Raw genomic sequence first — 25,395 nt, 5'->3', positions numbered from 1 at the left:
GCGGGGCGGATGAATCATTGCCAGCCAGCGTCCAACCTAGTGGCAAAGAAAAACACGGGCCTGACCAGTGCGCCTCGAACGGAAAATCGAAGTTGGATGACGCCCTATTTAGCCATGCGACCACGAGGGCATGCCAACTCAAGACACGTGCAAACCGAGAATAGGGCTCGACGACGGCGTCTAGCTACGGGTGGGACCGCTAGGTACCTACTGTCGCAGTTGGTGCGCCGACCGTCCATTTGCGGTAATCGCTTGGATCGCGATGAATGTGACGGTAGAGCGTATCGCGTTCGACCGGTTCACGGCCAGTTTCTGCGATAAGGTCGCGCATGCGCTGCACGGTTAGAAATTCAGGAGTGGTTGCACCGGCATCGTGGTAGATCAACTCATGGCGCACCGTACCATCGATATCATCCGCACCGTAGTGCAGTGCGACCTGCGCCGTTTCAATCCCCAGCATGATCCAGTAGGCTTTGATATGCGAAATATTGTCGAGCATCAGGCGGGCCACTGCCAAATTGCGAAGATCGGCCAGCGCTGTCGGCTTCTTAAGATTGGCCAGCTCGGTATTCTCCGGATGGAATGCCAGCGGGATAAACGTTTGAAAGCCGCCCGTCTCGTCCTGCAATTCGCGTAGGCGCAGGAGGTGATCCACACGGTGAAACGCTTCCTCTAAGTGGCCGTAGAGCATGGTGCAATTGCTGCGCAACCCCAACCGATGCGCCTCGCGGTGGACTTCGAACCACTTGTGAGAATCGGCCTTGTGTTCGCAGATCTGGTCTCGGACTTCGGAATGAAAGATTTCGGCGCCTCCACCCGGCATACTTCCCAAGCCTGCTTGCCGAAGATCGTCTAAGACTTCACGAACGCTCATCTTGGTCAGAAACTCGAACCACCCAACCTCAACGGGGGTCCACGCCTTGAGGTGAATCGTAGGGTAGGCGGCGGTCAATTGTTCCAACATGCCGCGATACCATTCGTAGGGCTGCTTGTGATGCAACCCTCCCACGATGTGCATTTCCGTACAGCCGTTTTCGAATGCTTCCGCCCCGCGCGCCAGGACTTGTTCGTCCGACATGGTGTACCCCTTAGGATCGCGCAAATCGCTTCGAAACGCGCAGAACCGGCAGCGATAAATACACACGTTGGTGGGATTCAAGTGCGTATTGATATTGTAGTAAGCCACATTTCCGTGCTTTTGCTCGCGGACATGGTTGGCCAACTCTCCCAATTCCTGCAGCGGCACACGGGGATCATAAAGCACCAAACCATCCTCAAAGTCCAGTCGCTGGCCGGCTTCTACTTTGCGACGAATATTTTTGAAATGGTCAGCGACCTTTTCTGCAATCATGGCGAACTCAACAAAGGAATGATTGGGAGGGAGTAGGTTGGTGGCAAGTGTGAGAGGTTAACCGTTAGACGGAAGCAATTTTAACCGACTTGTAAAGCATTTGCGCTACCGAGGGTGGCTCGAATTCAGCCGCCGAGCGTTCGCGGTCAGTGCATGGTTTGCAATGGTGTTCCGTGCCGCTGCGAGGTAGCACCCGGAATCGAAGTACAGCAGCAACGGAGCCCGCCTTGCTCATCATGCTAGCCCATTCCAAGACGCAATTGGTTTGAACGCCCAGGTGCCCAGGTAGTGCCCCTAACTGCCTGGCAGTGCCAAACAACCTTCCCTGCTCACGCGTCGGCATGCTACCGCAACGCGACAGGCTACTATTCCGATAAGCAGCACCGCTAGCCAGTGAGTCGGGGCGTTCACCCCTGCGACTCGCCCTGAATCGTTGCTAGCAGGTTCCGGGCACCGGCTCGATTGCGATGTTCGCACAAATAGATACCTTGCCAAGTCCCCAGCGCCAATTCTCCGCGACGAATTGGCAGGACCACCGAAGCTCCCAAGAGGGAGGACTTAACATGAGCGGGCATGTCGTCAGGTCCTTCCAGGGTGTGCGTTAGTGGCAGCCCTCGTTCTGGAGCGAGGTGATTGAAATACGTTTCCATATCGACGCGCACATCGGGATCTGCATTTTCATTGACCGTCAGGCTGGCCGAGGTGTGCTGTAGGAATAGGTGCAGCAGGCCCACCGAAACACTCTTCAATTCCGGAAGCTGTGCTAGCACTAAACCTGTGATCAAGTGGAAACCGCGGCGGTGCGCAGGAAGGGTGAACTCTTTTTGAAACCACATCGTATGTCTCTTCAAGCAATGTTTGGAAGCGTTAGATCATTCATTTGCAGAGTGTCTAGCGAACCAGAGTAGGGGGGAAAGAGAAATAAATTCCTTAGTGAAAACAGCCACCAAAGTGGCCAACTTTTCTCTCCCGTAGAGTAGTGCCAATCGACGAGCCTCACGCAAATGTGGAAATTGGGGGGAATGACAAAACGCCACGCCAGAGCCAATCGATGGCGGTATATTCACCTTAGCAGTTACGCAAGGGGGCAAACCTGGTCCTCGACCTCCTCGCGGTCCCAATTGGCCACTGCTGGCCATCGGAAAGGTGAATTTAAAGTTACTAAACGGTACAGATTTCCAAGCTATGCTTAATCAACGCGTTACGGAGGGAGCGTAATCTTACCTAGGCAAAATTCATGGAAATTTCTTGACATCACTTGCGGTGCGGCAATAATCGCTCGTGTTCCAAGCCAAAAAACATTTGCGGCAAGACCTTAGCCGCTAACCATAAAAGCGTTCAAGACCAATAGAGAGGGAAAAATTATGAGTGACGTCTGCAAGAATGTATTCGAAGCCATTTTGAAGTATGGCCACGACGAAGATTTCGATCCAGCGATCAACGAGAATTTCCTACCCACCGACGCTCCTGCCGGATCGTCCGAAAAGATTGAGATTCTCCGTGCTCGCGTCGAGCGAGGCCAACCACTTTGGCACCGCGATGATCGCGTTGATTACGCTGGTCTGACCGGAGTTATCCGCCCACGCGAGTAAAACGCCTGGCCGTATTGCGAACCGACCAACTGAAAGCCCAGCGGAAACGCTGGGCTTTTTTCGTTTTCCGGCCTTTCGTGGTTCCGGCGTACTTATGCGAAAATGCCCGTAGCAGAGACTCCTCAACGATCGCTCACGCAGAGGCTAGCGGCGTCGGGGAGAATGAGCGTGGTTTGGGCGGAGGACCTCGTTCCATCGCTACCAGCTACCCTGCAGTGCATCCTCACTCGTCGCTGGTCGCCCCTTCGGTAATCTGAAAGAACATCTCCTCAAGGGACCCTGTCGTTGCATACTGCTCCCGCGCCTGCTCGATGGAGCCAGAGAATAAGCATTGTCCGCGACTGAGGATAATCAAATGTTTACAAATATCTTCGACTAAGGCCAACAGATGGCTGCTCACTAACACCGTTGCGCCTTGGCTGGCCCTGTGGCTCATTGTCTGCTTAAGTAGGCGGATAGCTGCCGGGTCCAAACCGGTGAGGGGTTCATCAAAAAACAGCACCTCGGGGTTGTGGAGATAGGCGCAGGCGATGGCCACCTTCTGACGCATTCCTCGTGATAGCTCGCTGGCCAACGCATCGCGTTTGCCCTCCAAGTGCAGCTGGGCTAACAATTCCTCAGCTTGGGGGACAAAATCGCGAACTTGATAGGCCGATGCAATGAACTGCATGTGCTCCCAGACTGTCAGCGTCTCGAATAGGGGTGGATCATCGGGCACATAGGCGACGCGTTGCTTGACTTGCAGCGGCTCTTGATCGACATCAAACCCGGCCACCTGCAAAGCGCCAGAGGTGGGACGAATAATTCCGCACAGGGCCCGGATGGTCGTTGTTTTCCCGGCACCATTGGGACCAATCAGGGCTCCTACGGTCCCTCTAGGGAGTGAAAAGGAGAGACCGTTGGCGGCGACCGTGGAGCCGTACTCCTTGCGAAAGTCGGTGACCTCTATAGCGTTCAATGGTAGGCTCCCCTAACAGGCTGTCGTAATTCAGAGTACGGCTAATCAAACGATGCATTCCCGCGGAGGTCTCGGCAGACATCGGAACCTCGCAGCAGAGGTTCATCCATGGCGTGCAAATCGCTGTTGGGTAAGCCGTCGGAGTACTCGCTGCGAGCCAGTTCGATCGCCCGTCGCGCGACTTCCAAATGCTGTTGCTTAGTATCGTCATAAAAGGATGCGGCAGACTCTGGCAACTTGGGCTTGCCGTGCAATGGCTTGTCCGAGACGCACAGAAGTGTTGCTGCGGGGATGCGGTAGCGAAATCCATTGGCAGCCACCGTCGCAGATTCCATGTCCACAGCCACACTGCGGCTGGCCTTGAGATCGCGCAGAGTCCGGGTCAGCGACAATTCCCAATTGCGGTCTGCCGTAGTGTAGACCACTCCGTAACGATACGGCAGCTCCCGCTCATCCAGGACGCGAGCCAGATAGCGATTTAGCAGGAAACTCGGGGGGAGCGGAACCGACCGTGGCAAGGCCTTGTCTAGAACGTGGTCATTCCGCATGTAACCTGAGGCCAAGACGAAATCGCCCACTTCCTGGTGATTGCGGACTCCTGCACAATGCCCCACCATCAGCATTGCATCTGGACGCAGGACAGCGATATGGTCGGTCAGATTCTTCGCGTTTGAGGGACCGACTCCGATGTTGATAATGCTGATCCCGTCGTTGCGATCGGTCGCGTGGTGGTAGGCCGGCATCTGGACTCCCGGCCGAGAGGGAGTCTTCGCTTGGGGATACATCGCCACGAAGGCTTCCATGTGCATCTGATAGTTGGTCAGCAGGATATAGCGTTGGAAGTCTTCAATGCGCGTGCCGGTATAGTGTTCCAAACGTTGAATCGAGAGCTCCACACGTTCCGGGCCGAACAGGAATACCTTTTTTCGAGTATGGTCGAAATTGGTTTCGTCGATGCACTCGAGCAAGTCAGGAGCATTGAGATCGATACGCTCGCGCGCAGGGGTCAACTCTATCTCCGCCCCCAATTTGGCAAGCTTGAGGAACTCTCTGCGCAAGTACCAGCGATAGGCCGACGGCCGGGCAATCTTGCCGCTAATCGTCGGATTGTGCTTCGACCAATGCCGGAGGACCGTCACTTTGACGTAGTTGCCGGCTGCGTAAATTTTCTCCATCCAGTCGCATGCTCGGTCGATGTCTTCGGCAAGAGGCAGGGATTCCAAACCTGACAGCTTAATGGTGGTAGGGGTCATGTGCGATGCATTCCGAGCAAAGGTGTTCCTAGGATGGGCTGGGCTCTTTCACTGGGAACAGGCCGATCCATCTCGAGTGGCCCGTTGTCTGATCGTGACGATTCTAACTACTTTTCCCCCTCCCCCCTAGGGATGTTGAACCTGCGGACACGTCGCAGGCGGTATGAATTTGCTCTGCTCCATTTACTGACCTACGTTCGAGTGGTTAGTAAGCGTGCCCCGAATGCTCGGCGCGACACGCAGGGAGCGACAAGGGCAGCAAATTCTCCGATTAAGAATGAGGAAATTGTCAAACATGACAAGTGAAACAACAGTTCGACCGGAATTGAAACTCAATATCACCGAAATCCTCGAGTCGGCGCAATTGCCAGCTCTCCCTCAAACCGCCATCGCACTCCTGGAGCTTTCTCAGGATGCCAGCAACGGACCTCAAGAATTCGCGAGGCCCATCGAAGCAGACCCCGGTCTGATGGGGCAGATCCTCAAATTCGTGAATTCCAGCTACTTTGGGTTCAGTCGAGAAATATCGAGTATCAAACAGGCGTTGGCCCTGGTTGGTGTCCGGACGATCAAAAATTTCGCGCTGTGGAGTGCTGTTTTCAGCCTAGTGCCAGACCCCAAGTTCGGCCCATTCAAACTCCAGATGCTTTGGCAAGATTCGTTGCGTCGCGCTGTGTTCGCACGGCATATTGGCAAAGCAATTAAGCTTTCCAATGCCGAGGACCTGTTTGCGGCAGCGCTCCTGCAAGACATGGCCATTCCGCTGCTCCTGAAAGAACTCCCCGAGCACTACGAGAGCCTCATTGCCCGTCGCACCTTGGAAAAAGTTCGACTTTCGACACTCGAACGCGAGCTGTTCGGCTGGGACCATGCCGATGCGGCAGCCGCCTTGGCTCGCAGCTGGGGCCTTCCCGAAGTCTTTGCCACACTCATCGAACGCCACTCGAACTTCGAAGTCCTAGTAGACTCCAAGCCGCCGGCTTTGGACGCGGCCTGTGTCGCCTTGGCAGCCTTGCTCCCATCCTGTCAGGATGAGCAGTGGAGCGAACACCCGGAGTTCCTGCGGGGCCTCAAACGGTTGTCCGCCTCCTCCTATGACTCGCTACGCACCATCATTGCCGACACGGACAAGGTCTTTGCCGAATTTGCGCCGGTCATGAAGCTGCCGGTACCGGACCGTTCACTCAGCGACTGGCTCGACGTGTAACCCGGCTCACGCGACGATGTAAAGGCGTATTTCTACCTGAATGTGCTCGTTGGCACCCTTGGCGGTTCGAGGGCTAAACGCGAAAATGTGTTTTTGCACTTATCTCTGGACTGAGCCAATGAGCGATATCACCGCGAAATACAACGAAGCTGAAAAGCTGAAGGATCAGGGGAATACCGAACAAGCGGTAGTCCTCCTGCTTGAAATCCTGGCCGAAGAGCCCAACCACGTTCTGACCCACCTGACACTAGGGCGAATCTATACGCTCCAAGGCAACTATACTGCCGCTATCGAGCATGGTCAGAAAGCTTGCGAACTCGAGCCGCAAGAGCCGTTCAACTACACCGCGCTCAGCGTTACCTACCAACGTGTGTTTGCCGGCACTCAAGAACACAAATACATCCAAATGGCCGAAGACGCCATGGCGGAATCGCGTCGCCTAGAGTCGCTGCAATAGCCCAGCGTCCCTTCTCCCCGCCTACCTTCCAGAGCCTCGCCGCACTCCCTGGGCTAGCCAGTTGAGTCATCGAACGAGGCTCGTGGAACTTGCTACTACAGTCTCCGCTAACGGCGCAAACGCATAGCGCCGTGGGACTGCTGGCGGAGCTCTCCCTAGCATCCAGTGTGTTGAATTCGTAACCCACTGCGTGACGGTTGGTTGATTTAATAGCAATTTGAATTTTAACGCGGAGGTTGCGTCCCAAACTGCCTTGTAGCGGCAACTATCTTTCCTTGCTCACCGGGCTGTTGATTTAATAGCGTCTTGAGCTTTAACGTGCAGGTAGCACCCCCAATCGCCCTGCAGTGGCGACCACCTATCCTTGCTGACGCGGCGGGTTACTATTTCAACAGCCCGTCACGCGGCGGGTTACTATTTCGACAGCCCGGTGACGGTTGGTTGCTATCTGCAACCCGCCGTGTCAGCAAGGCCGAACTAGCTGCTGCAATTCGATTCAGGGGAGCGATACCAGCACTGGAATCGAAAATACAACTCGGTCAACAGACCGATCCGCCTAGGACTCAAACTGGTTGTACTCGAGAAAATCAGAGGGGATTTGCTTTGTCTTCTGAGCCACGAGCGCAAAGTAGTACAGCGGTGCCCCTTCCATGGACAATCGGTGCCGATAACGCTCGATATGATGGATCCCCAAATATTCCGAGAAGATTAGCTCGCGTATGAAACGGGAAAAACCAGAGGTATCGGATTTATCGAGAAACGTCTCTTTGATATTGAAAGCGACCCACCCACCGTCGGCCACAAATTGCAGCGCCTGAAAAAACGCCTTGGGCGGAATATCGCCAAACCCCAATGCAGCCACGGAGGTGAGGCAGTCGATGGACCAATCAGATAGCTCTTCAGCCAATGCGGGCTGCAAGTTGGTAAAATCGGCCACATAGTACTCGTCGTAAACCCCGGGTCGATCGCGATAGCAGGCCTCCTTCGCTTCGGGGATGATGTCCGCACCAATCAACCTGGCGATGCCGTGCGACTTCAAAATCTCCCCCATCATGCCATTGCCTGCACCTAAATCCAGAACTCTCATTTCCGTAAAGTTTTGATCACTAGCATCCAGCGTGCATTTGAGAATTTCTGCAACCTTCTTCGGCGAAGTGCACTTTAGCCGCTCGTAGAAGACTTGCTCGTACAATCCAGGCCGCTGGTAAATCTTATCGTAGTCGTGGAACCGGAGCTCCAGACTGTGCGCTCCTTCAACGACGCGAAATGTGACTTCATCCTGCTCGAGATCATTGGCGTCAGTTGGAGGGAATTGAATTCGGTGGCGTTGATACATGTTTCCTGCATAGGGTTGATTTGCCGTTCGCGGCATCACGTCCGACGTCATCGGGCACGCCGGTTGATTCTCCGATTCCATGCGCCCGATGCCGCAAGAAGGAACACGCAAGTGCCTACAACAAGGCCGCAGAGGGTCACCGTTGTGTTGGCATCTTGTGGCTCAGCAATAGATACCGCCAGCCGTGGGGTGTTCGAACCACAGCTTAAGAAGAAGTGTGGAACCATTCACTACGTGAAGGGATTATAAGGCAAAATACGAAACGGCACAAACTGCAGTGCGTCGAGTAGGTTCGACCGCAAGCAATGCGCGCACTGAACAGAACACACCAATTCACCCGAACAGTAGCATCTAGCAACGGCCGCTCCTGAGCATTTCAACGGCGTGCTTACCCTGTCACCACCGGCTGATGATTGTGCACTTCCGCGGGACGATGCGAGGGTTGTTGCTGCGATGCGCAGTGAAAGGCCCCTAAACCAAAGACAAGATCGTAAGCATCTAGCGGCACGATCCGGCGATTGGGGATCAACTGACCAAGGAGATCCAGTGCCAGATGATCGGTCTGGTCGTGCCGAAAGGTGGGCACCAAAACAATCCCATTGGCAAAGACAAAATTGCAGTAGCTCTCCGGCACACGAATACCATCAACAAAGCGAGGCGGTGGCGTTGGCAACGGCATGACGGTCAGCGGAGCGCCTTGCAGGTCGGTCGCTTTTTTGAGGATTTGTAGATTGGCTTGCAAGCCCTGATGATTGGGATCATCCGGCCGACTGCTAGTCGCCACGACAACCACATTGGGAGAGACGAATCGTGCAAGCTGGTCGATATGCCCGTCAGTATCATCGCCCGCCAGTCCCCCGCCGTCGACCCACAGTATCTTATGGACTCCCAATTGAAGTTTCAGTTCGGTTTCCACCATCGAAACAGGCCAACCTGGATTTCGAGTCGGAGTGAAGAGACAGCTGCTGGTCGTCATCAGCAGGCCCTCTCCATTGCCTTCCAACGCCCCTCCCTCGCAGTGCATGCTCGAACGACTTTGCGGGAAGGACAGTATTTTAGCGATGCTTTGCGCTGCGCGGGCGTCGTCGTCAAAAGGTGTATATTTTCCACCCCAAGCGTTGTAGCGCCAGTCGACAGCGATGGTAGCGCCATCGTCCTTGCGGGAAACAAAGGTTGGACCGTAATCGCGGATCCAGCAATCGTTGGTGGGAAGATCGTGAATCGTCACGTTGGCCAGCTCCCCGAGACGCTCGCGCGCTGTAGGGGTCGTCATCGCAGCGGGGCCAGACAGCACATGCACTCGCTGCACGCGGCTTAGCTCGGTGATGAAACGTACGAAAGTATTGGGGACATTGGTAAAATGGCCTGGCCAGGTCTCAAGATTGTGAGGCCAAGCAATCCAGGTTGCCGCTTGAGACGCCCACTCTGCAGGCCAGACATGAGGACTGTTGATCGTTTTCATAGATAAGCATTTCGTAGAAAATCGGCCAGCGTTTTAACGCCTCTGAACTCAGTTACTAGTACTACTCGATGCATCGATAAATCGCTTCGTAATATCTTGATAGGCATCGACGCGACGGTCCCGCAAAAATGGCCAATGGGTGCGAACGACATCCAACATTGCCAAGTCGCACGGGACTATCACAATTTCCTCCTCAGTCGAACTGGCGCGATGTAGCACCGTTCCGTTGGGGTTGGCTACAAAGGACGACCCCCAGAACTGCAACCCACCTTCCACACCCACGCGGTTGGGAGCGCCGACAAAAACGCCATTGGCAATCGCATGGGCGCGCATGGCCGTTTCCCAAGAACTGTGCTGGGCTTCCCCATATTCGGCACGCTCCTCGGGAATCCAGCCAATGGCCGTGGGATAGAGCAAAATCTCAGCACCGCGCAGCGCAAACAGACGCGCCGCCTCGGGATACCACTGATCCCAGCACACTCCAACGCCCAGTTTTCCATACTTGGTTTCCGCAATCGTAAAACCAGTATCGCCGGGAGTGAAATAGAATTTTTCGTAGTACAACGGATCGTCAGGAATATGCATCTTGCGGTAGAATCCCGCCAGCCGGCCATCGACATCGTAAGTCAAGGCCGTGTTGTGGTACAAACCATGCGTGCGTCGCTCAAAGATGGAGCAAGTAACCACCACACCATGCTGCTTGGCCGCTTGCTCAAGCCGTCGACTGGTGGGGCCGGGAATCTCCTCTGCTAAATCGAAGTTTGCGTGGTCCTCCGACTGGCAGGGGTATTGCGTGTTGAACACCTCTTGCAGGCACACGATGTGCGCCCCCTCAGCGGCCGCCTGGGCGATGCGCTCCACCGCTTTATCGACGTTGGCACGCTTGTCGGTTGAGCAAGTCATCTGTACCAATGCAAGGTTTACAACTTTGGAACCAGCCATCTACGAATCGAACCTTTCGAACTAGCATGGAGAATCGGATTGGATTGGAATTCTACGGCGTTTCAGTCTTCAATGTTACCCAATACTATCACTGTTGGGGGGACCGGCAAGGCTTTCATCCCCCCAAACTCAGTAGAGTTTTGGAAAAATGCTGGTTGAGTCACTGGGAGCCCTAGGCGATTCAACCCCACTCTAGCAGTTGGCGAACGAAGCATGGATATACAGGCTGGGCTCTTCCTCCTGGGAACCGATACCGAAGTTGGCAAGACGTTCCAAGCTGCCTTGCTAGCTCGTCACTTAGTATCGTGCGGTTGGAAAGTGGGAGTCTATAAACCGGTAGCCAGTGGGGTGAATGCGGCTGAAAAGTCGGATGCCGAGTGGTTGTGGGAAGCGTCTGGACGGACGGTTGAACTGGCGCGGGTCTGTCCTCAGCAATTCCAGGCGCCACTAGCCCCTCCCGTGGCTGCGGCCCTTGAACACCGGGAAGTCGATGAGGAGCTCTTGGTATCCGCAGCGCGATGGTGGCGAAACCGGTGTGATTTTCTCATTGTGGAAGGTGTGGGTGGGGCTCTTTCGCCACTTTCCTCGACAATGACGGCGCTCGACCTTGCTCTCGCTCTACAGTTACCTGTCGCCGTGGTGGCCGCCAATCGCCTGGGAGCGGTAAACCACGTACTGCTCACGCTGGAAGCCATCGCGAATCGCGGTCTGCGGACGTTGGGAATTGTCCTGAATGACCTGCCCAGGACGGCTGACACAGCAGGTAGCTCAGGAGAGAACCCAGCAGCCAACCATAACCAAGAATTGCTGGCTCGATTCACCCCCATTCCCATCGTCCACTCCGCTGTGCAATTACCCCTAGGCCTGTCGAACCCTCGGGCCGCCCTGTAAAACAAGTCTCGCAAGCAAGCCTACTTTCGCTCCCAAATTGAGTTTTTCATGCCAGAATCCCAAGCCGAATACGACTCCATTTTGCTAGTCTCCTTTGGTGGTCCTGAAGGACCGGAGGAGGTCATCCCGTTTCTAGAGAATGTATTGCGTGGCAAAAACGTTCCGCACGAACGGATGCTGGAAGTAGCAGAGCACTACCAACACTTTGGAGGTGTGAGCCCCATTAATGAACAGAACCGAAAATTAATTGCCGCTCTGCGGGATGAACTGGACCGCAGCCAGATCGACCTACCAATTTACTGGGGAAACCGAAATTGGAAGCCTCTCCTACCAGACACTCTGTCCGAGATGCGCAGCCACGGAAAGAAGCGTGCGTTAGCATTTTTCACGAGCATGTTCAGCAGCTACTCGGGCTGCCGCCAGTACCGAGAGAACATTACCGCTGCCCAAGCGGAAATTGGTGAAGGTAGCCCGGTAGTGGACAAATTGCGGAAGGGATTCAACCACCCCGGATTCATCGAGGCAGAGGTCGATGTGGCGCGTCAAGCACTCGAGCAATTGCCGGCAGAAGAGCGAGCCACCGCCCGCTTGCTGTTCACGGCCCACAGCATTCCACTGTCGATGTCGGATAACAGCCGCTATGTAGAACAGCTAACTGAAGCGGCCGGTTTAATTGCGGAAAGACTTGCCCATCCGCACTGGGAGCTCGTCTTCCAAAGTCGAAGTGGCCCGCCGCAACAGGCGTGGCTGGAGCCGGATGTATGCGACAGGATTGAAGAATTGGCCGCTGCCGGCACTACCGCGGTCACAGTCGTTCCCCTGGGCTTTATCTCTGACCACATGGAAGTTCTGTTTGACTTGGATACGGAAGCCAAACAGACGTGCGAAAAATTTGGAGTGATGTTTTCGCGGGCTGCTACGGTGGGAATTCACCCGAGTTTCGTAGGCATGATTCGCCAGCTAATCCAAGAGAGGCTCGATCCATCCAAGGAACGCCTCGCATTGGGAGGGTTGGGCGCCAGCCACGACGTTTGCCCAGTAGACTGCTGCCTCTACCCCCGCAGCCGATAGCACCCCCATTCAGCAATAACGTTCTTCCCAGGCCGCCAGCTCCGAGAGCAACTGCTCATCGGAGGCGATGGCTGCCGTGCGTTGCTTGGAACGAAAATCGGTTTCAAACGCGTCGATGTCCCCCAACAGTTCACTCTCGGAACCTTCTTTCAGGCGATCAATAAACAGAGTGCCATCGAGGTGGTCGGTCTCGTGTTGCATGATACGAGCTTCAAAACCGCTGATTTCCTCGTCGATTTCCTGACCGTTGAGGTCAAATGCGTTGAAGCGAATTGTCTTGGCACGAATCACATTCCCATGGACATTCGGCAAGCTAAGACATCCCTCCTCAGCCTCTTCATTGCCTCGAGGACGCGAGATCACGGGGTTGAGCAATACGCGTTCCACCCCTTCCCCCTGGTGCCCGGTTGAATTCACGATGAACAACCGTAGTGGGAGATTGACTTGAGTCGCAGCTAAGCCGACGCCACGGTGGGCATACATCAGCTCAAACATCCGAGCCACCACCGCTTTGAGCTCCGCGTCCACCCGCCGAATTGGCTTCGCTTTGTAGCGCAAGGTGGGGTGCGGGTACGTGATAATGGATAGCGAACTGGGATTGGTATCAACAGTCATGGATCTGAGGCCACAGGCGGACTAGAAAAACCGACAGCTTAGCCTATTGGAACGATCTAGTCGAGATTCCCGGAGAATCGCAGCCAAGTTGCGGATGACCGTGGCCACCCTAGCACATCATGGCGGTTTCCAACCAGCGTCGCCAATGGTCAATCTCAGCATCGGTAAGCGTTGCGTCTGAACTGGGGGGCAAGCGGACTTGGCGGTTCCCGGAGGGCCACACCAAGCTCGAACATAGAAGCCCACTCTCGTCGACTTCGAGCTGCAGCCGGAGCGGATCGTCGGGTCTTCGCTCTGTAAACACCGAGCTAGGTTCGGCCATGCCAAGTTTCAGCCAGTTGGCATCCCCTAAATTTGTGCCTTCGATCAACTGCACCGCTGGCAGGGCGACCGAGCCATCTTTGGCAATTCCCGGCTTCAGCGAACGCGAGAAACTGGCTGGCAGGGCCGTCCCTCTTGGCAAAAGGACGCGTGGCTTTAGCGACCCACCACTGCTGGCTAGAATCGCCAGTGGGTAGGCCAAGCACGCCTGCCCCTGCGGTTGCTCGCTGGACTTTTGCCCCAGATTTCCTAACTGCTGAGCTTCGATGGCAGCTCCGCGTGCCATATCCGCCTTCTCGATCAGGGAAACACGCACCCCCTTGGGGAGCAACTCCCTGACGATCTGCCGAATTGCTTGCATGCGCATCATTGAACCGGTGAGCAGCAGATGCTGAATGTCCGACGTGGCAAGCTGCGCCTCCGCGCATGCCGCCCGCACGGTTTGCCGCAAGGACTCAACGAGCTCAGGTGCAATGCGGACCAGCCCGTCCTGCGTCACCACCTGCGTGATAGACGCACCCGACCATTCGAACCGGATCTCGACTTTAGCGGCACTCGTCAGTCGATCGATGGCCAATTCGATCGTGCGTTGCAGACGCGTTGCGGCGGGGACATCTTGCCGCACCGACTTACCCGTTTGTTCTTGCAAAGCGCCCACAAAGTACTCGGTCAGCAGTGCTTGCCATCGCAAGCTTCCCTGCTTCCAGCTACCGTGACAACTCAATTGTTTCAACGACTCCTGGGTCGCATGAATCACGCTAGCCTCCATGGCTGATCCGCCCAAATGCACGACCAGGACTTTGGCATCAATCTTGGAATCCAAGGACTCGTGACCGGCCGACGATTTGCCGGACAGCAAACGCGCATTCAGATCAAACCAATAACTGGTCGCAGCCAACGGCTTATTCAACAATTGAACCAGATCGATACCTGCGATACGACAAGCATCCCTCACAGACCGCCGGTGCAATTGATCGTAGCAACCGGGAACGGTCACAATCGCACTTGTCCCGCTGTCGGTCGCAGCTGCTGAATTCCACATAATCTGCCGCAATATGGCCGCCAAGGCGACCTCTGGAGGTGGTTGGCAACCTGCCATATTCCAGGTCAAACGGGGGGCACCAATCCAGCGCTGAACACTGTGGAAGATCATCTCTGGCGACGCTTGGCGCGCCGACAAGGCTGGCCCTCCAATCTTAATTTGCGTCCCATCACTCCAAAGCATATTTCGCAGATGTTGAGCATTGCCTTCACCTTGCGAGATAATCTGTGGCCCCAATTGCGGATCGATGTATGCTGCGGTGGAGACGAGTGTGCCAAGGTCGATGGCGACAATTTGCGACTTCCGAGCGAGCGTTGATTTATTAATCGCCACGCTCGTCGGATTGTCCCCCTGCAGCCGCAACGCGCCTTTGGGGAAGACAACTTGCTTCCCGTCGGATTGCGCCACGAGGTTCAGCGTCTTCAAGCTGGCCAGCAACTCCCCGGCAGAGCTGTATCTTTCTTCTGGTAGTTTGGCGGTTAACCGCTGGAAGATGGCATCCAATCGGAGGTCAACATCTGCGCGAACGGTATATAGGGGAGGTGGTTTTTGGCGCAATTGGGCAGTCGCAACCTGCATTTTATCGCCACGAAACATCGACTTGCCGGTCAGAAGGTAAAAGAGCGTCGCTCCTAGACTGTACAGGTCGCTCCGCCCATCGACTCGATCTGGATTCTCGATCTGTTCAGGCGACATATATTCGGGAGTCCCCATGAACACGCACTTATTGCTGCGTGCAACCACTCCCTTGCTGAACATTGCGAGACCGAAGTCCAAGATTTTGAGCCGCCCGTCCTTGGACAACATCATGTTGCTAGGCTTGATATCGCGATGCACGATCCCCATGCGGTGCGCGTACTCAAGCGCACTGGCCGCTTGCTCTAGGACATTTGCCGCGGCGACGGTCGTGAATGGCCCTTCAGCCCTCAAGCGATCCGACAGAATTTGCCCGTCCACCAACTCCATCACCAAGAAGTGCTTGCCTTGGACGCTCCCCGCATCAAAGGCGGTAACGATTCCTGGATGCATGAGCCTCGCGACGGCGCGAATCTCAGCAAAAAACTGCTCCAAAAGATCTTGCCTGCCTGAAATCTCAGGACTGAGAATTTTGAGGGCTACGTGGCGGTTCATCGTGCGATGCTCGGCGCGATAAACACTGCCCATCCCCCCCGCACCAATCGGCTCTAGCAACAAGTACTCGCCCAATACGCCAAGGGGGCCCGCTTGCGTGGGTAAGTCGAGCGGTTGCAACTCGAACTCACCGCTATCAATACCGCTAGCCTCTCCTCGCACATCAAAGCGAGTTGCATCATCCGGTAAGGAAGAGCCTGATTGCGAATTATTATCAGCAGTGAACGACATGCAGAAGCTTTAGAATGACCAATGGGCGATGGCTCACCCCTATTCTAACGCGAATATCCGAATATAGGGCTCTTTTTGCCTATTCGAACCAGCTTCCCCTAACCGGCTGTACCGATTGTGCGTTTCTGGCATGTTATCCGTTGCTGACGCGGTGAGCCCCTGCATGGACGGGCTGTTGATTTAATAGCAATTTGAATTTTAACGCGGAGGTTGCGCCCAAACTGCCTTGTAGCGGCAACTATCTTTCCTTGCTCACGCAGCGGGTTACTATTTCAAGCAACGCACTCCAAGCGTGGCCGTAGAATGGCCCCCCGGGCCGTCGCCACGCGTTCTCCAGTCATCGCCAACCCAAACCACTCACCGCACCAAGAGTGCCCACAACGCCCACACACAACGGTGACTTCCTAAAACGCAGTTTTAGGCGAAACGCAAAGACAGCGTCCAACAGCACCCAACAGCCGCGACCACCCTTCCTTGCTTACGCAGCGGGTTGCGATTTCAAGCAACGCGTTCCAAGCGTGGCCGTAGAATGGCCCCCCGGGCCGTCGCCACGCGTCCTCCAGGCATCGCCACCCCAAACCACTCACCGCACCAAGAGTGCCCACAACGCTCACACACAACGGTGACTTCCTAAACCGCAGTTTTAGGCGGACCGCAAAGACACCGCCCAACAGCACCCAACAGCCGCGACCACTCTTCCTTGCTCACGCAGCGGGTTGCGAGTTCAAGCAACGCGTTCCAAGCGTGGCCGTAGAATGGCCCCCGGGCCGTCGCCACGCGTTCTCCAGTCATCGCCAACCCAAACCACTCACCGCACCAAGAGAGCCCCAAACACCCACACACAACGGTGACTTCCTAAAACGCAGTTTTAGGCAGACCGCAAAGACAGCGCCCAACAGCACCCAACAGCCGCGACCACTCTTCCTTGCTTACGCAGCGGGTTGCGATTTCAAGCAACGCGTTCCAAGCGTGGCCGTAGAATGGCCCCCGGGCCGTCGCCACGCGTTCTCCAGTCATCGCCAACCCAAACCACTCACCGCACCAAGAGTGCCCACAACGCCCACACACAACGGTGACTTCCTAAAACGCAGTTTTAGGCGGACCGCAAAGACAGCGTCCAACAGCACCCAGCAGCCGCGACCACTCTTCCTTGCTTACGCAGCGGGTTGCGATTTCAAGCAACGCACTCCAAGCGTGGCCGTAGAATGGCCCCCCGGGCCGTCGCCACGCGTTCTCCAGTCATCGCCAACCCAAACCACTCACCGCACCAAGAGTGCCCACAACGCCCACACACAACGGTGACTTCCTAAAACGCAGTTTTAGGCGAAACGCAAAGACAGCGTCCAACAGCACCCAACAGCCGCGACCACCCTTCCTTGCTTACGCAGCGGGTTGCGATTTCAAGCAACGCACTCCAAGCGTGGCCGTAGAATGGCCCCCCGGGCCGTCGCCACGCGTTCTCCAGTCATCGCCAACCCAAACCACTCACCGCACCAAGAGAGCCCACAACACCCACACACAACGGTGACTTCTTAAAACGCAGTTTTAGGCGAAACGCAAAGACAGCGTCCAACAGCACCCAGCAGCCGCGACCACTCTTCCTTGCTCACGCAGCGGGTTGCGATTTCAAGCAACGCATTCCAAGCGTGGCCGTAGAATGGCCCCCCCGGGCCGTCGCCACGCGTTCTCCAGTCATCGCCACCCCAAACCACTCCCCGCACCAAGAGAGCCCACAACACCCACACACAACGGTGACTTCTTAAAACGCAGTTTTAGGCAGACCGCAAAGACAGCGCCCAACAGCACCCAACAGCCGCGACCACTCTTCCTTGCTCACGCAGCGGGTTGCGATTTGGAGTGACTTGCTAGGCAGCCAACGACTTGGGGAGCTCCCAAGCTACTTGGTCGACACAGTCGGTGTCCACGAGATCGGTTTGAGAAACCGCCCCTGCAACCAGCGACAAATCGGCTAATTGCACAATGCGTCTAGGCAATCCCTGACTCAGCTCTTGGAGGCGTTCAATCGCACCTGCCGTAAAGACTGGCTCGGAACGCCCCTGGCGCAGGAAGGACCAGCGCAAGAAATCGGCCGTTTGCGTTTGCTCCCAGCCTGGCAGTTCGATCTGCAGCTCGGTGCGTTCAAACAAGGAACGGCTGACTGCACTGACAAGCTGACTTTCGACGGCAAAGATGACCGTCAGCGGAAAGGCCATCGAGAGCAGGCGACTGAGATCAGCCTCTGCTGCGGTCGTACTGCTTTCGGTATCGTCGATCAAGAGAACGGTTTGCACCCCTTCACGGCTAGCGGCTTGAAAATAGTCGCACAGGACATTCCAGGCCGTTGCCGGTACCGGCACCTTGCGGCTCCCGGTAAGCCGTGTGGCTAGATCGACCAGCAATTCACCGCCGGACATCCCCAAGATCGATGTTCGCAGCATTTGCAGGGTTGGGACCTCGGGACTCACCGGAGGACAAGCCGCACAATGCCTCAAGAGGCTCGACTTGCCAACCCCGCTCGGTCCCACCAGAGCCCCTAAATTGCGCCGATTGCTCACCAGAAACTCAATTCTGGCGAGTGCCTCTTCGACCGATGCTCCGCGGAACAAGGGCTGAACGCTATCGCTGGAAAATGGGGCACCGTTTAGTTGCCAATAACGCCAGTAACTCACCTGTTTTGCCCCTGCTCTGTGGTCGTTAATTCTAAAAGCGGTTCAGACCGCTCCACCATCGGATTCGATCGACGTCCAGGCTCGCAAACTTGAGCACAATCGCTACAACTGTTAAAGACTACCAATAGCCAGCAATGATCCCCACAGTGCGCAGAGTCTTCTTCCATGTCACCTCCACGATTCCTCGTTCCCCAATTGCCCAACAGCGGTCCGCTCGATCTGGATGAGGCAGAGTCGCGGCATGCTTGCGGTGTCCTACGTCTTCAGGTCGGCGATGCGGTGGAGGTCTTCGACGGTCAGGGAGGCGAAGCCCAGGCGCGAATCGTGCAAATTCAAAAGCGGTCCGTCGAACTGAATATCGATGCGCGAACCGATGCCAATCGCGAACTCCACTGGCCACTCACTCTCGATATTGCCCTTCCCAAAGGAGACCGCCAAAAAACGCTTGTCGAGGGTTTGGTACAATTGGGCGTAACCAATTTGGTGCCTCTTCATTGCCAACGTGGCGTAGCACAACCCACCGGCAAGGCGATTTTGCGTTTGGAACGGATGGTGATTGAAGCTAGTAAACAATGCCGGCGCAACCATCTTATGCGCATCGCACCACCTATCCCTCTAGCCAACTTGAGCCAGTCAACGACCGAACCAACCCTGCGGATGTTCGCACACCCCTACGGCACAGCTGCCACCGCACGGCAAATCCTGGATGCCAATGCCTCCTTACCGAACCCCAAGAACGTCGAGATTGCCGTGGGACCAGAGGGGGGCTTTACGGCCGCGGAGGTTGCGGAGCTCCAGGACAGCGGTTGGTTGCAGTTCAGCCTTGGTCCACGGATATTAAGGATTGAAATGGCTGCAATTGCAATTGCCAGTATTCACGCCAGCTTGCAGCCCCAGAGCGGCTTGTCGTCCTAAACCCGTTATCCGTCTTGCCGCGAAAGTCGCACCTCCATCATCCTGCAGCGGCTACCACCCTTCGTGGCCTATCAGGCGGGTTACGATTCCGACGCTCCATCAGCCGCCAAACCACGTTCACCAGTACCTTCAATTGATTCCCACCCCATCACCTCCGCCCCTCACCCCGTGGAAAGCTTTGACTTCATGATGCGTCTGCCCTCACCTTGCTGTCCGTATATGCCGGCTTCGACCAAGCTAGCCGCAATCCTGATTCTCCTTGCCTTCCCCCATCAGCCAGCAACGCTGAGCTTCGCCCAAGAAACTCCATGGGAGACGATCGAATCACACTTCAACGCTCCTGACGAATGGCAGAGCGAGCTGGGAGACTACCGTTCACCGCTAATCTTTGAAGATGGAAGCCTCGTTCAGACCGCCAGCGATTGGGCGCTTCGGCGCCGTGAGATCCTGGCGCAATGGCAGCAACTCTTGGGAGAGTGGCCCCCCCTACTTACCGAACAAGAGCTGCAAATTATCGACTCAGTGCAGCGCGAGGACTTCACGCAGCATCGCATCGAATTCGAGTGGATGCCCGGTGAAAAAACCCAAGGATATCTGCTGGCCCCCCAAGCCCAGGGTCCGCTGCCGGCTGTCGTAACCGTGTTCTATGAACCGGAAACCGCAATCGGAGAAGGGGGCAAGCCCCATCGCGACTTCGCCTTGCAACTCGTCCGACGCGGTTTTGTCGTGCTGTCTCTCGGAACGACCGAAGCCACGCAAGCGAAGACTTATTCGCTGTACTACCCGAGCCTTGAAGCGGCCGAAGTGCAACCCCTGTCCATGCTGGCCTGTGCGGCTGCCAATGCCTGGCACGCCCTAGCCAAACGTCCCGAAGTGGATGCCCAACGAATCGGAATCGTGGGGCATTCCTTTGGTGGGAAATGGGCCATGTTCGCATCCTGCCTGTTCGAACAATACGCCTGCGCCGCCTGGTCCGATCCCGGCATCGTACTGGACGAATCTCGATCCAGTGTCAATTACTGGGAGCCCTGGTACCTTGGCTATCACCCTCAACCGTGGCGTCAGCGCGGTCTAATTACGGAAGAGAACCCAGCACGCGGACTCTACCCTAAGCTCGTGGCACAGGGCCGCGACTTGCATGAGTTGCACGCGCTGATGGCGCCGCGTCCCTTCTTGGTGTCGGGGGGATCGGAGGATCCGGCAAGCCGATGGGCCGCGCTCAACCATACGATCCAAGTCAATGAAATGCTCGGATACCACCAGCGAGTTGGTATGACCAACCGTCCTGAGCACTCGCCCGATCCGCAATCCAATGCCGCCATCTACGCGTTCTTCGAGCACTTTTTGAAAGCAACGGAGTGATACAACAGTGCGTTTCGGCTAATGGTAACGTTTTTATAGGGACTGCTGCGACTCGTCGTAGCTTTCTTGCCCGGCAACCTGACGATTCGCCAGTACCCCGAAGCCGGGGCCAGAGAGAAGAGCTCCTGTCGCTCAAAATCTACCGCTCGGTGGGCAAACCTCGCTCACCCAAACAACCAATCCAAAGCGAGGACAAGTCCTCGCACTCCATATGGACTGCTGCGACTCGTCGTAGCTTTCTTGCCCGGCAACCTGACGTCAACGGCGATAGTAGAGCTTCGTCCCCAACAGCGAGTCTGTGGCCAAAGCACACTTCCTCGCTCGACCACTCCACATCCCGACACAACCAATTGTCTCTGCAAAGCCATACCACAGCGATGCTCGTTATCGCGTTTCCAATTTCTCACAATTTTCTCGATTGGCTGTAAGATTCGATCGAGCCGCCACGTGTTACCTTGTAGAGCTACGCTTTTTGCTGAAAGTTTCGATAACCTCTGCTTGAGAATCCAACTCGCTCCATGGTACTTCCCGACACACGTGTGACCCTACTCCAACGCCTGCACGATGGCCGGGATAGCAGTGCCTGGACCGAGTTTTGTGCGATTTACGAGCGTGCGATCTATAGCATCGCCCGGCGGCATGGATTGCAAGATGCCGATGCACGCGAGGTTTCCCAAGAAGTTCTGCTAACGCTTAGCCGCCGAATCCATCGGTTCGATCCTCAACTCGATGGGCGGTTTCGTGCCTGGCTGTCTGTCATCGCCCACAATGCCACTATTGATCTTCTACGCAAGAACCGCAAACACCAAGCTAAAAATGGCGTTAGCCCATCCAAGCTGGAAGCCAGCAACCGAGCCGAAGCAGGGGAGGGAGACGCGCAGCCTCCAGACCTTTCCCCAAGACAGGGCCCCGCTCCGCTGAACCGGAATGAACAATCACGGATATTCGACCAGGAGGCGCGACGCGAACAATTCCTCTGGGCTGCCGAGCAGACGCGGCGCGGAATCAGTGAAACCACCTGGCTCGCTTTCTGGCAAACGACCATCGAGGAGCAATCCTGTGAACAGGTTGCATCGCAGCTGGGAATTACCGTAGGAGCGGTCTACGTTGCCCGCTGCCGCACGTTGGCTAAGATCAAACAACTCGTTGAACCTTTCAGGGAGAGCGGCGAATGATTGCCCGAGGAGGAAACCAGTGCGATCCCACAGCTCTCGCCGAACTGCTCGACGATCAACTCAGCGGCCAAGACCAACAAAGCGTGGCGGAGCATCTGAGCCATTGCCATGATTGCCAGCATCAATTGGAGGCTTTAGCTGGCGAAACTCGCTGGTGGAACGACGCGCGGGAAGTGTTGTCCCAATTCGCACTCCAGGCATCCGACACGCAACGTGACGCAGAACTTACGCCAAAATCGCCCACGGACCAACCACCTACCGCCGAAAAGTCCTCAGCCACTCAGTTTGACCACGAGCACTGGGTCTTGGGATTACTGCAACCGCCGACGGAGGCAATCGACGCGTCCGGCCAAGCAATCTTGGGGCAACTCGATGGCCTGCCTGTCAGCCACGTGGTGGGGCAGGGGGGTATGGGAGTCGTGTTGAGAGCCCGCGACCCACACTTACAACGCAGTTTAGCCATCAAGTTATTGTCACCGATGCTGGCCACGACCGGTGCAGCGCGACAACGCTTCTTCCGCGAGGCGCAAGCGGCAGCAGCGATCGTGCATCCCAACATCGTCCCCATTTACGCGATTTCCACCGAACGCAGTCTTCCTTATCTGGTCATGCCCTACATTGCCGGAGGCAATCTACAACAGCATCTCGACGCAGAAGGCCCCTTGCCGCTCGAGCGAGTGCTTTCGATCGGACTCCAAATCGCCGAGGGCCTTTCGGCAGCTCACGAGCAGGGGATTGTGCATCGCGACATTAAGCCGGCCAATCTAATGCTCGATGAAGGCGGCTTTCGTGTCCTCATTACCGATTTTGGATTGGCTCGCGCCCTGGACGACGCCACCCTGACTGGCAGCGGCATGCTAGCGGGCACGCCCCAGTACATGAGTCCCGAACAGGCGCGAAGCAGTTCGATCGATCACCGCAGCGACCTCTATTCACTCGGCGGAGTGCTCTACGCCCTGGCGACCGGCCGTCCGCCAGTCCAAGGCAGTTCGACCTTTGAGATTCTACGTTCGATCGGCGAAGCGCCTCGCGATCTCGTGTTGCAACTCAATGAGCGCTACCCGGCGTGGTTTGATAGGCTTCTAGCAGTCCTGATGGCGCCCGACGTCAACCACAGGATCGCCAGTGCAGAAGAGGCGGCGCAACTGCTGAGAGCTTGCTTGGCCCACAGCCGGGCTCCCCATCAAACCCCACTTCCCAAGTCGATGCAAGGCTCCGCGGCCAACTGGAAGCGTGCTACCTGGGGCTGGAGCGTGCTGGCTGGACTGGTAGGATTGCTCGTTTTAGGTGCCACTATCGCGACGCCCTGGCTCGCCGCAAAACTAGATGAACCAACCGGCTCTCCCAGACTTCAAGACTTTTCGGCAGCGGCTGCCCCGCCTTCGAGCACTGTTGCAGAAGTCCACGAATCCAAAGAAAGGGTCGACGAGATGCGGTGGCAAATGATGGGCGACATTGAGCTCAAACTCAATGAACTCCGAACCGAGCTAGGGCTGCCACCACTACCACTCATAAGACAATAAATCACCAATGGCACCCACTGGCCAATGGACGTTGCGTGCCTACGACGATGATCCCTTTGAAATGGAGTTTTGACAATGACCCAACAAGCATCTGCTCCCAAACTGTGGCGAAAGCAGGCCGTACGATATATCTCCAGCGCGATCGTCGGTGGGGGAGCCTTGGCCATTGGCCTGAGCCTCAACACCTCTTCGCGAGACTGGGGAATATTCCCTCCCCGCCAACCGATTCTTGAAACGACGTCAGTGGTGCAGAATTTCAGTGAGCCATCCAGCGAGCGCCGGGATGCACCAGCGAGGCCCTACGAAACGGCTCAGTCTGCTCCCGGCGGCAGGCAAAGCACTAGCAATCGCCAACCAGTCGCGTCGTACGCGGGAGATGGCTACCCGACGGAATACGCTGCGCAGCCCACGACCACCTCGATCCCCGCGGGACGCCCCGGTATTCAGCAGTTTGGCAGTTCTGTCCCATACAATTCGACTAGCGACATAGTTCCCTACGGCCACCTCAGCGGCCCCTCTCCTTCGGCAAAAGGGACCGCGCGCCCCCGCCAGCCGACCCCGCTTGAGATGCAACGACGAGCACTGCTGCTTAGTTTGCAATCGCAACCCAACAACCAGCGACAACCGGCCCAGCTGGAAGAACTCAAAAAGCTGCTTGAGCAGGAGTTTGACGAAAGGCATGCCGCGCAGCTAGAAAAACTGCGAGTGATTCAAGAGGCAACCCAAGAGGCTGCTGCGGTATTGTCCCAGAGGCAGGAACAACGCGACCAGATCATCGACCGCCACTTCCGTTCACTGCTCGGCCAGCGCGATGCACTCGACTGGGAGTATGAACCGCTCCAAAACACGCTTCCCAACAACTTCGGTGGCAGTTATGGCATAACAACTGGTGCCATGACAACGCCCCCAGCACGAAGCTCAGACCGAAGCTCAGACCGAAGCTCAGACCGAGGCTTCGATCGAAGCTTCGACCCAGGAAATGCCGCAAGGGGCGGTGCGTATGCACCGAACACCTTCGATTCGCAGCGACCACGATCGATAGCGCCAATACAACCCAGCTCTCCAGCACCTCTTGAAGCTGAACAAACCATTTCACCTCAAACACCCTCTCCCACTTTCCTATCCCCCACCCCAGCAAACGCACCGCAGCCTCCCGAAACTTCTGCAGCACTTCCGCCAACCGATCCAGAACAACTAACGGCCCCCACAGAAACTCCTCCACAGCCCATATCGGCAGAGCCTGCCGCCCTCCCTGAACTCCAAGAAACAAATACGGCACCTGCTCCTGAGGTATAACCAATGCCGGTCGCTCCTCGCAGTCGAATGGAGGGGGCCAACGAAAAGAAATGAGGAGAAACAGTGGCAACGGCCCGGGGGGGCATTCTACCGGAGGGATGGCAGTGACGGCTACAGACGCTTCCAATTGTAAACCGCCGCGTGAGCAAGGAAGAGTGGCCGATACAACAAGGTGGTCTGAGAAGGCTACCAGCACAGCAAGACTGAAACCGCGATCCTAACGGCATCTTGCGGATGAATCAGGAGACGATGGGGAGAAACAGTGGTAACGGCCCGGGGGGCCATTCTACCGGAGGGCTGGCAGTGACGGCTACAGACGCTTCCAATTGTAAACCGCCGCGTGAGCAAGGAAGAGTGGCCGATGCAACAAGGTGGTCTGAGAAGGCTACCAGCACAGCAAGACTGAAACCGCGATCCTAACGGCATCTTGCGGATGAATCAGGAGACGATGGGGAGAAACAGTGGTAACGGCCCGGGGGGCCATTCTACCGGAGGGATGGCAGTGACGGCTACAGACGCTTTCAATTGTAACCCGCGCGTGAGCAAGGAAGAGTGATCGATGCTACAAGCGTGTTCTGCGGAGGCTACCAGCACA

The 25,395-nt window shown here is 56.2% G+C and carries 20 protein-coding genes; 10 read left to right on the top strand and 10 right to left on the bottom strand.

The features are described 5' to 3' along the window. Positions 1–199 precede the first annotated feature (199 nt). Both mqnE and Q31a_RS02270 read right to left on the bottom strand, forming a co-directional pair. The gene (gene mqnE, locus Q31a_RS02275) at positions 200–1,351 is read right to left on the bottom strand and encodes an aminofutalosine synthase MqnE (protein WP_145073378.1); all 1,152 of its coding nucleotides are present in this window, start codon (positions 1,349–1,351) and stop codon (positions 200–202) included. A 407-nt stretch (positions 1,352–1,758) separates the two neighbouring features. Beyond that, the gene (locus tag Q31a_RS02270; protein ID WP_145073375.1) at positions 1,759–2,187 is read right to left on the bottom strand and encodes a secondary thiamine-phosphate synthase enzyme YjbQ; all 429 of its coding nucleotides are present in this window, start codon (positions 2,185–2,187) and stop codon (positions 1,759–1,761) included. Between the two features lie 528 nt (positions 2,188–2,715). On the opposite strand from Q31a_RS02270, the gene Q31a_RS02265 reads away from it, so the two are divergent. Then, a complete protein-coding gene (locus Q31a_RS02265; protein WP_145073372.1) occupies positions 2,716–2,943 on the top strand; it encodes a hypothetical protein in 228 nt (75 codons plus the stop codon). A gap of 223 nt (positions 2,944–3,166) precedes the next feature. Here the strand turns inward: Q31a_RS02265 and Q31a_RS02260 are convergent, their stop codons facing one another. Together Q31a_RS02260 and Q31a_RS02255 are read right to left on the bottom strand one after the other, a co-directional pair. Next, a complete protein-coding gene (locus Q31a_RS02260) occupies positions 3,167–3,901 on the bottom strand; it encodes an ABC transporter ATP-binding protein (RefSeq protein ID WP_231691033.1) in 735 nt (244 codons plus the stop codon). Between the two features lie 41 nt (positions 3,902–3,942). Beyond that, positions 3,943–5,154, bottom strand: coding sequence for a phosphorylase family protein (locus Q31a_RS02255; protein ID WP_145073369.1), 1,212 nt, complete (start codon positions 5,152–5,154; stop codon positions 3,943–3,945). A gap of 295 nt (positions 5,155–5,449) precedes the next feature. Between Q31a_RS02255 and Q31a_RS02250 the strand changes: the two genes are divergently transcribed. Together Q31a_RS02250 and Q31a_RS02245 are read left to right on the top strand one after the other, a co-directional pair. Next, a complete protein-coding gene (locus Q31a_RS02250) occupies positions 5,450–6,361 on the top strand; it encodes an HDOD domain-containing protein (protein WP_145073366.1) in 912 nt (303 codons plus the stop codon). A gap of 118 nt (positions 6,362–6,479) precedes the next feature. Continuing rightward, entirely contained in the window at positions 6,480–6,818 is a 339-nt protein-coding gene (locus tag Q31a_RS02245) for a tetratricopeptide repeat protein (protein ID WP_145073363.1), read from the top strand. A gap of 556 nt (positions 6,819–7,374) precedes the next feature. Here Q31a_RS02245 and Q31a_RS02240 read toward each other — a convergent pair. The 3 genes from Q31a_RS02240 to Q31a_RS02230 all read right to left on the bottom strand — a co-directional run bounded on the left by Q31a_RS02240 (position 7,375) and on the right by Q31a_RS02230 (position 10,558). Continuing rightward, the gene (locus tag Q31a_RS02240; protein ID WP_197356059.1) at positions 7,375–8,205 is read right to left on the bottom strand and encodes a class I SAM-dependent DNA methyltransferase; all 831 of its coding nucleotides are present in this window, start codon (positions 8,203–8,205) and stop codon (positions 7,375–7,377) included. A gap of 337 nt (positions 8,206–8,542) precedes the next feature. Further along, on the bottom strand, positions 8,543–9,616 hold the full coding sequence (locus Q31a_RS02235; protein ID WP_145073360.1) for an agmatine deiminase family protein: 1,074 nt from the start codon (positions 9,614–9,616) through the stop codon (positions 8,543–8,545). A gap of 48 nt (positions 9,617–9,664) precedes the next feature. After that, positions 9,665–10,558: a carbon-nitrogen hydrolase gene (locus Q31a_RS02230; RefSeq protein ID WP_145073356.1), complete on the bottom strand. Its 894-nt coding sequence runs from the start codon at positions 10,556–10,558 to the stop codon at positions 9,665–9,667. A gap of 213 nt (positions 10,559–10,771) precedes the next feature. Between Q31a_RS02230 and bioD the strand changes: the two genes are divergently transcribed. Further along, the gene (gene bioD / locus Q31a_RS02225) at positions 10,772–11,449 is read left to right on the top strand and encodes a dethiobiotin synthase (protein ID WP_145073353.1); all 678 of its coding nucleotides are present in this window, start codon (positions 10,772–10,774) and stop codon (positions 11,447–11,449) included. A 48-nt stretch (positions 11,450–11,497) separates the two neighbouring features. Continuing rightward, positions 11,498–12,520, top strand: a complete 1,023-nt coding sequence (locus tag Q31a_RS02220; protein WP_145073350.1) for a ferrochelatase — start codon at positions 11,498–11,500, stop codon at positions 12,518–12,520. Positions 12,521–12,529: 9 nt separating this feature from the next. Here Q31a_RS02220 and def read toward each other — a convergent pair whose 3' ends face one another. The 3 genes from def to Q31a_RS02205 form a co-directional block, all read right to left on the bottom strand. After that, positions 12,530–13,135: a peptide deformylase gene (gene def / locus Q31a_RS02215; protein WP_145073347.1), complete on the bottom strand. Its 606-nt coding sequence runs from the start codon at positions 13,133–13,135 to the stop codon at positions 12,530–12,532. A gap of 109 nt (positions 13,136–13,244) precedes the next feature. Further along, positions 13,245–15,860 carry a protein kinase domain-containing protein gene (locus Q31a_RS02210; protein WP_145073344.1) on the bottom strand — a complete coding sequence of 872 codons (2,616 nt, stop codon included), beginning with the start codon at positions 15,858–15,860 and terminating at the stop codon, positions 13,245–13,247. Between the two features lie 1,865 nt (positions 15,861–17,725). After that, positions 17,726–18,529: an nSTAND1 domain-containing NTPase gene (locus Q31a_RS02205; RefSeq protein ID WP_145073341.1), complete on the bottom strand. Its 804-nt coding sequence runs from the start codon at positions 18,527–18,529 to the stop codon at positions 17,726–17,728. A gap of 165 nt (positions 18,530–18,694) precedes the next feature. Between Q31a_RS02205 and Q31a_RS02200 the strand changes: the two genes are divergently transcribed. The 5 genes from Q31a_RS02200 to Q31a_RS02180 all read left to right on the top strand — a co-directional run bounded on the left by Q31a_RS02200 (position 18,695) and on the right by Q31a_RS02180 (position 24,800). Next, the gene (locus tag Q31a_RS02200) at positions 18,695–19,444 is read left to right on the top strand and encodes an RsmE family RNA methyltransferase (RefSeq protein WP_145073338.1); all 750 of its coding nucleotides are present in this window, start codon (positions 18,695–18,697) and stop codon (positions 19,442–19,444) included. A 63-nt stretch (positions 19,445–19,507) separates the two neighbouring features. Continuing rightward, a complete protein-coding gene (locus Q31a_RS02195; RefSeq protein WP_231691032.1) occupies positions 19,508–20,806 on the top strand; it encodes a dienelactone hydrolase family protein in 1,299 nt (432 codons plus the stop codon). A gap of 518 nt (positions 20,807–21,324) precedes the next feature. Beyond that, entirely contained in the window at positions 21,325–21,981 is a 657-nt protein-coding gene (locus tag Q31a_RS02190) for an RNA polymerase sigma factor (RefSeq protein WP_145073335.1), read from the top strand. Continuing rightward, the gene (locus Q31a_RS02185; RefSeq protein WP_145073332.1) at positions 21,978–23,504 is read left to right on the top strand and encodes a serine/threonine-protein kinase; all 1,527 of its coding nucleotides are present in this window, start codon (positions 21,978–21,980) and stop codon (positions 23,502–23,504) included. Before Q31a_RS02190 ends, Q31a_RS02185 begins: the two co-directional genes overlap by 4 nt. A 75-nt stretch (positions 23,505–23,579) precedes the next feature. Beyond that, the gene (locus tag Q31a_RS02180; protein WP_145073329.1) at positions 23,580–24,800 is read left to right on the top strand and encodes a hypothetical protein; all 1,221 of its coding nucleotides are present in this window, start codon (positions 23,580–23,582) and stop codon (positions 24,798–24,800) included. The last annotated feature ends 595 nt before the right edge of the window (positions 24,801–25,395 follow it).

It is taken from the genome of Aureliella helgolandensis (genome assembly GCF_007752135.1).
In the GTDB taxonomy this organism is placed as follows: domain Bacteria; phylum Planctomycetota; class Planctomycetia; order Pirellulales; family Pirellulaceae; genus Aureliella; species Aureliella helgolandensis.
The sequence above is the reverse complement of the archived record's forward strand: the minus strand, read 5'-3'. Positions and strand labels throughout refer to the sequence as shown.

Coding starts and splice junctions, on each gene's coding strand:
- mqnE (WP_145073378.1), bottom strand. CDS start 1,351: ATGATTGCAGAAAAGGTCGCTGACCATTTCAAAAATATTCGTCGCAAA.
- Q31a_RS02270 (WP_145073375.1), bottom strand. CDS start 2,187: ATGTGGTTTCAAAAAGAGTTCACCCTTCCTGCGCACCGCCGCGGTTTC.
- Q31a_RS02265 (WP_145073372.1), top strand. CDS start 2,716: ATGAGTGACGTCTGCAAGAATGTATTCGAAGCCATTTTGAAGTATGGC.
- Q31a_RS02255 (WP_145073369.1), bottom strand. CDS start 5,154: ATGACCCCTACCACCATTAAGCTGTCAGGTTTGGAATCCCTGCCTCTT.
- Q31a_RS02250 (WP_145073366.1), top strand. CDS start 5,450: ATGACAAGTGAAACAACAGTTCGACCGGAATTGAAACTCAATATCACC.
- Q31a_RS02245 (WP_145073363.1), top strand. CDS start 6,480: ATGAGCGATATCACCGCGAAATACAACGAAGCTGAAAAGCTGAAGGAT.
- Q31a_RS02240 (WP_197356059.1), bottom strand. CDS start 8,205: ATGACGTCGGACGTGATGCCGCGAACGGCAAATCAACCCTATGCAGGA.
- Q31a_RS02235 (WP_145073360.1), bottom strand. CDS start 9,616: ATGAAAACGATCAACAGTCCTCATGTCTGGCCTGCAGAGTGGGCGTCT.
- Q31a_RS02230 (WP_145073356.1), bottom strand. CDS start 10,558: ATGGCTGGTTCCAAAGTTGTAAACCTTGCATTGGTACAGATGACTTGC.
- bioD (WP_145073353.1), top strand. CDS start 10,772: ATGGATATACAGGCTGGGCTCTTCCTCCTGGGAACCGATACCGAAGTT.
- Q31a_RS02220 (WP_145073350.1), top strand. CDS start 11,498: ATGCCAGAATCCCAAGCCGAATACGACTCCATTTTGCTAGTCTCCTTT.
- def (WP_145073347.1), bottom strand. CDS start 13,135: ATGACTGTTGATACCAATCCCAGTTCGCTATCCATTATCACGTACCCG.
- Q31a_RS02210 (WP_145073344.1), bottom strand. CDS start 15,860: ATGTCGTTCACTGCTGATAATAATTCGCAATCAGGCTCTTCCTTACCG.
- Q31a_RS02200 (WP_145073338.1), top strand. CDS start 18,695: ATGTCACCTCCACGATTCCTCGTTCCCCAATTGCCCAACAGCGGTCCG.
- Q31a_RS02190 (WP_145073335.1), top strand. CDS start 21,325: ATGGTACTTCCCGACACACGTGTGACCCTACTCCAACGCCTGCACGAT.
- Q31a_RS02185 (WP_145073332.1), top strand. CDS start 21,978: ATGATTGCCCGAGGAGGAAACCAGTGCGATCCCACAGCTCTCGCCGAA.
- Q31a_RS02180 (WP_145073329.1), top strand. CDS start 23,580: ATGACCCAACAAGCATCTGCTCCCAAACTGTGGCGAAAGCAGGCCGTA.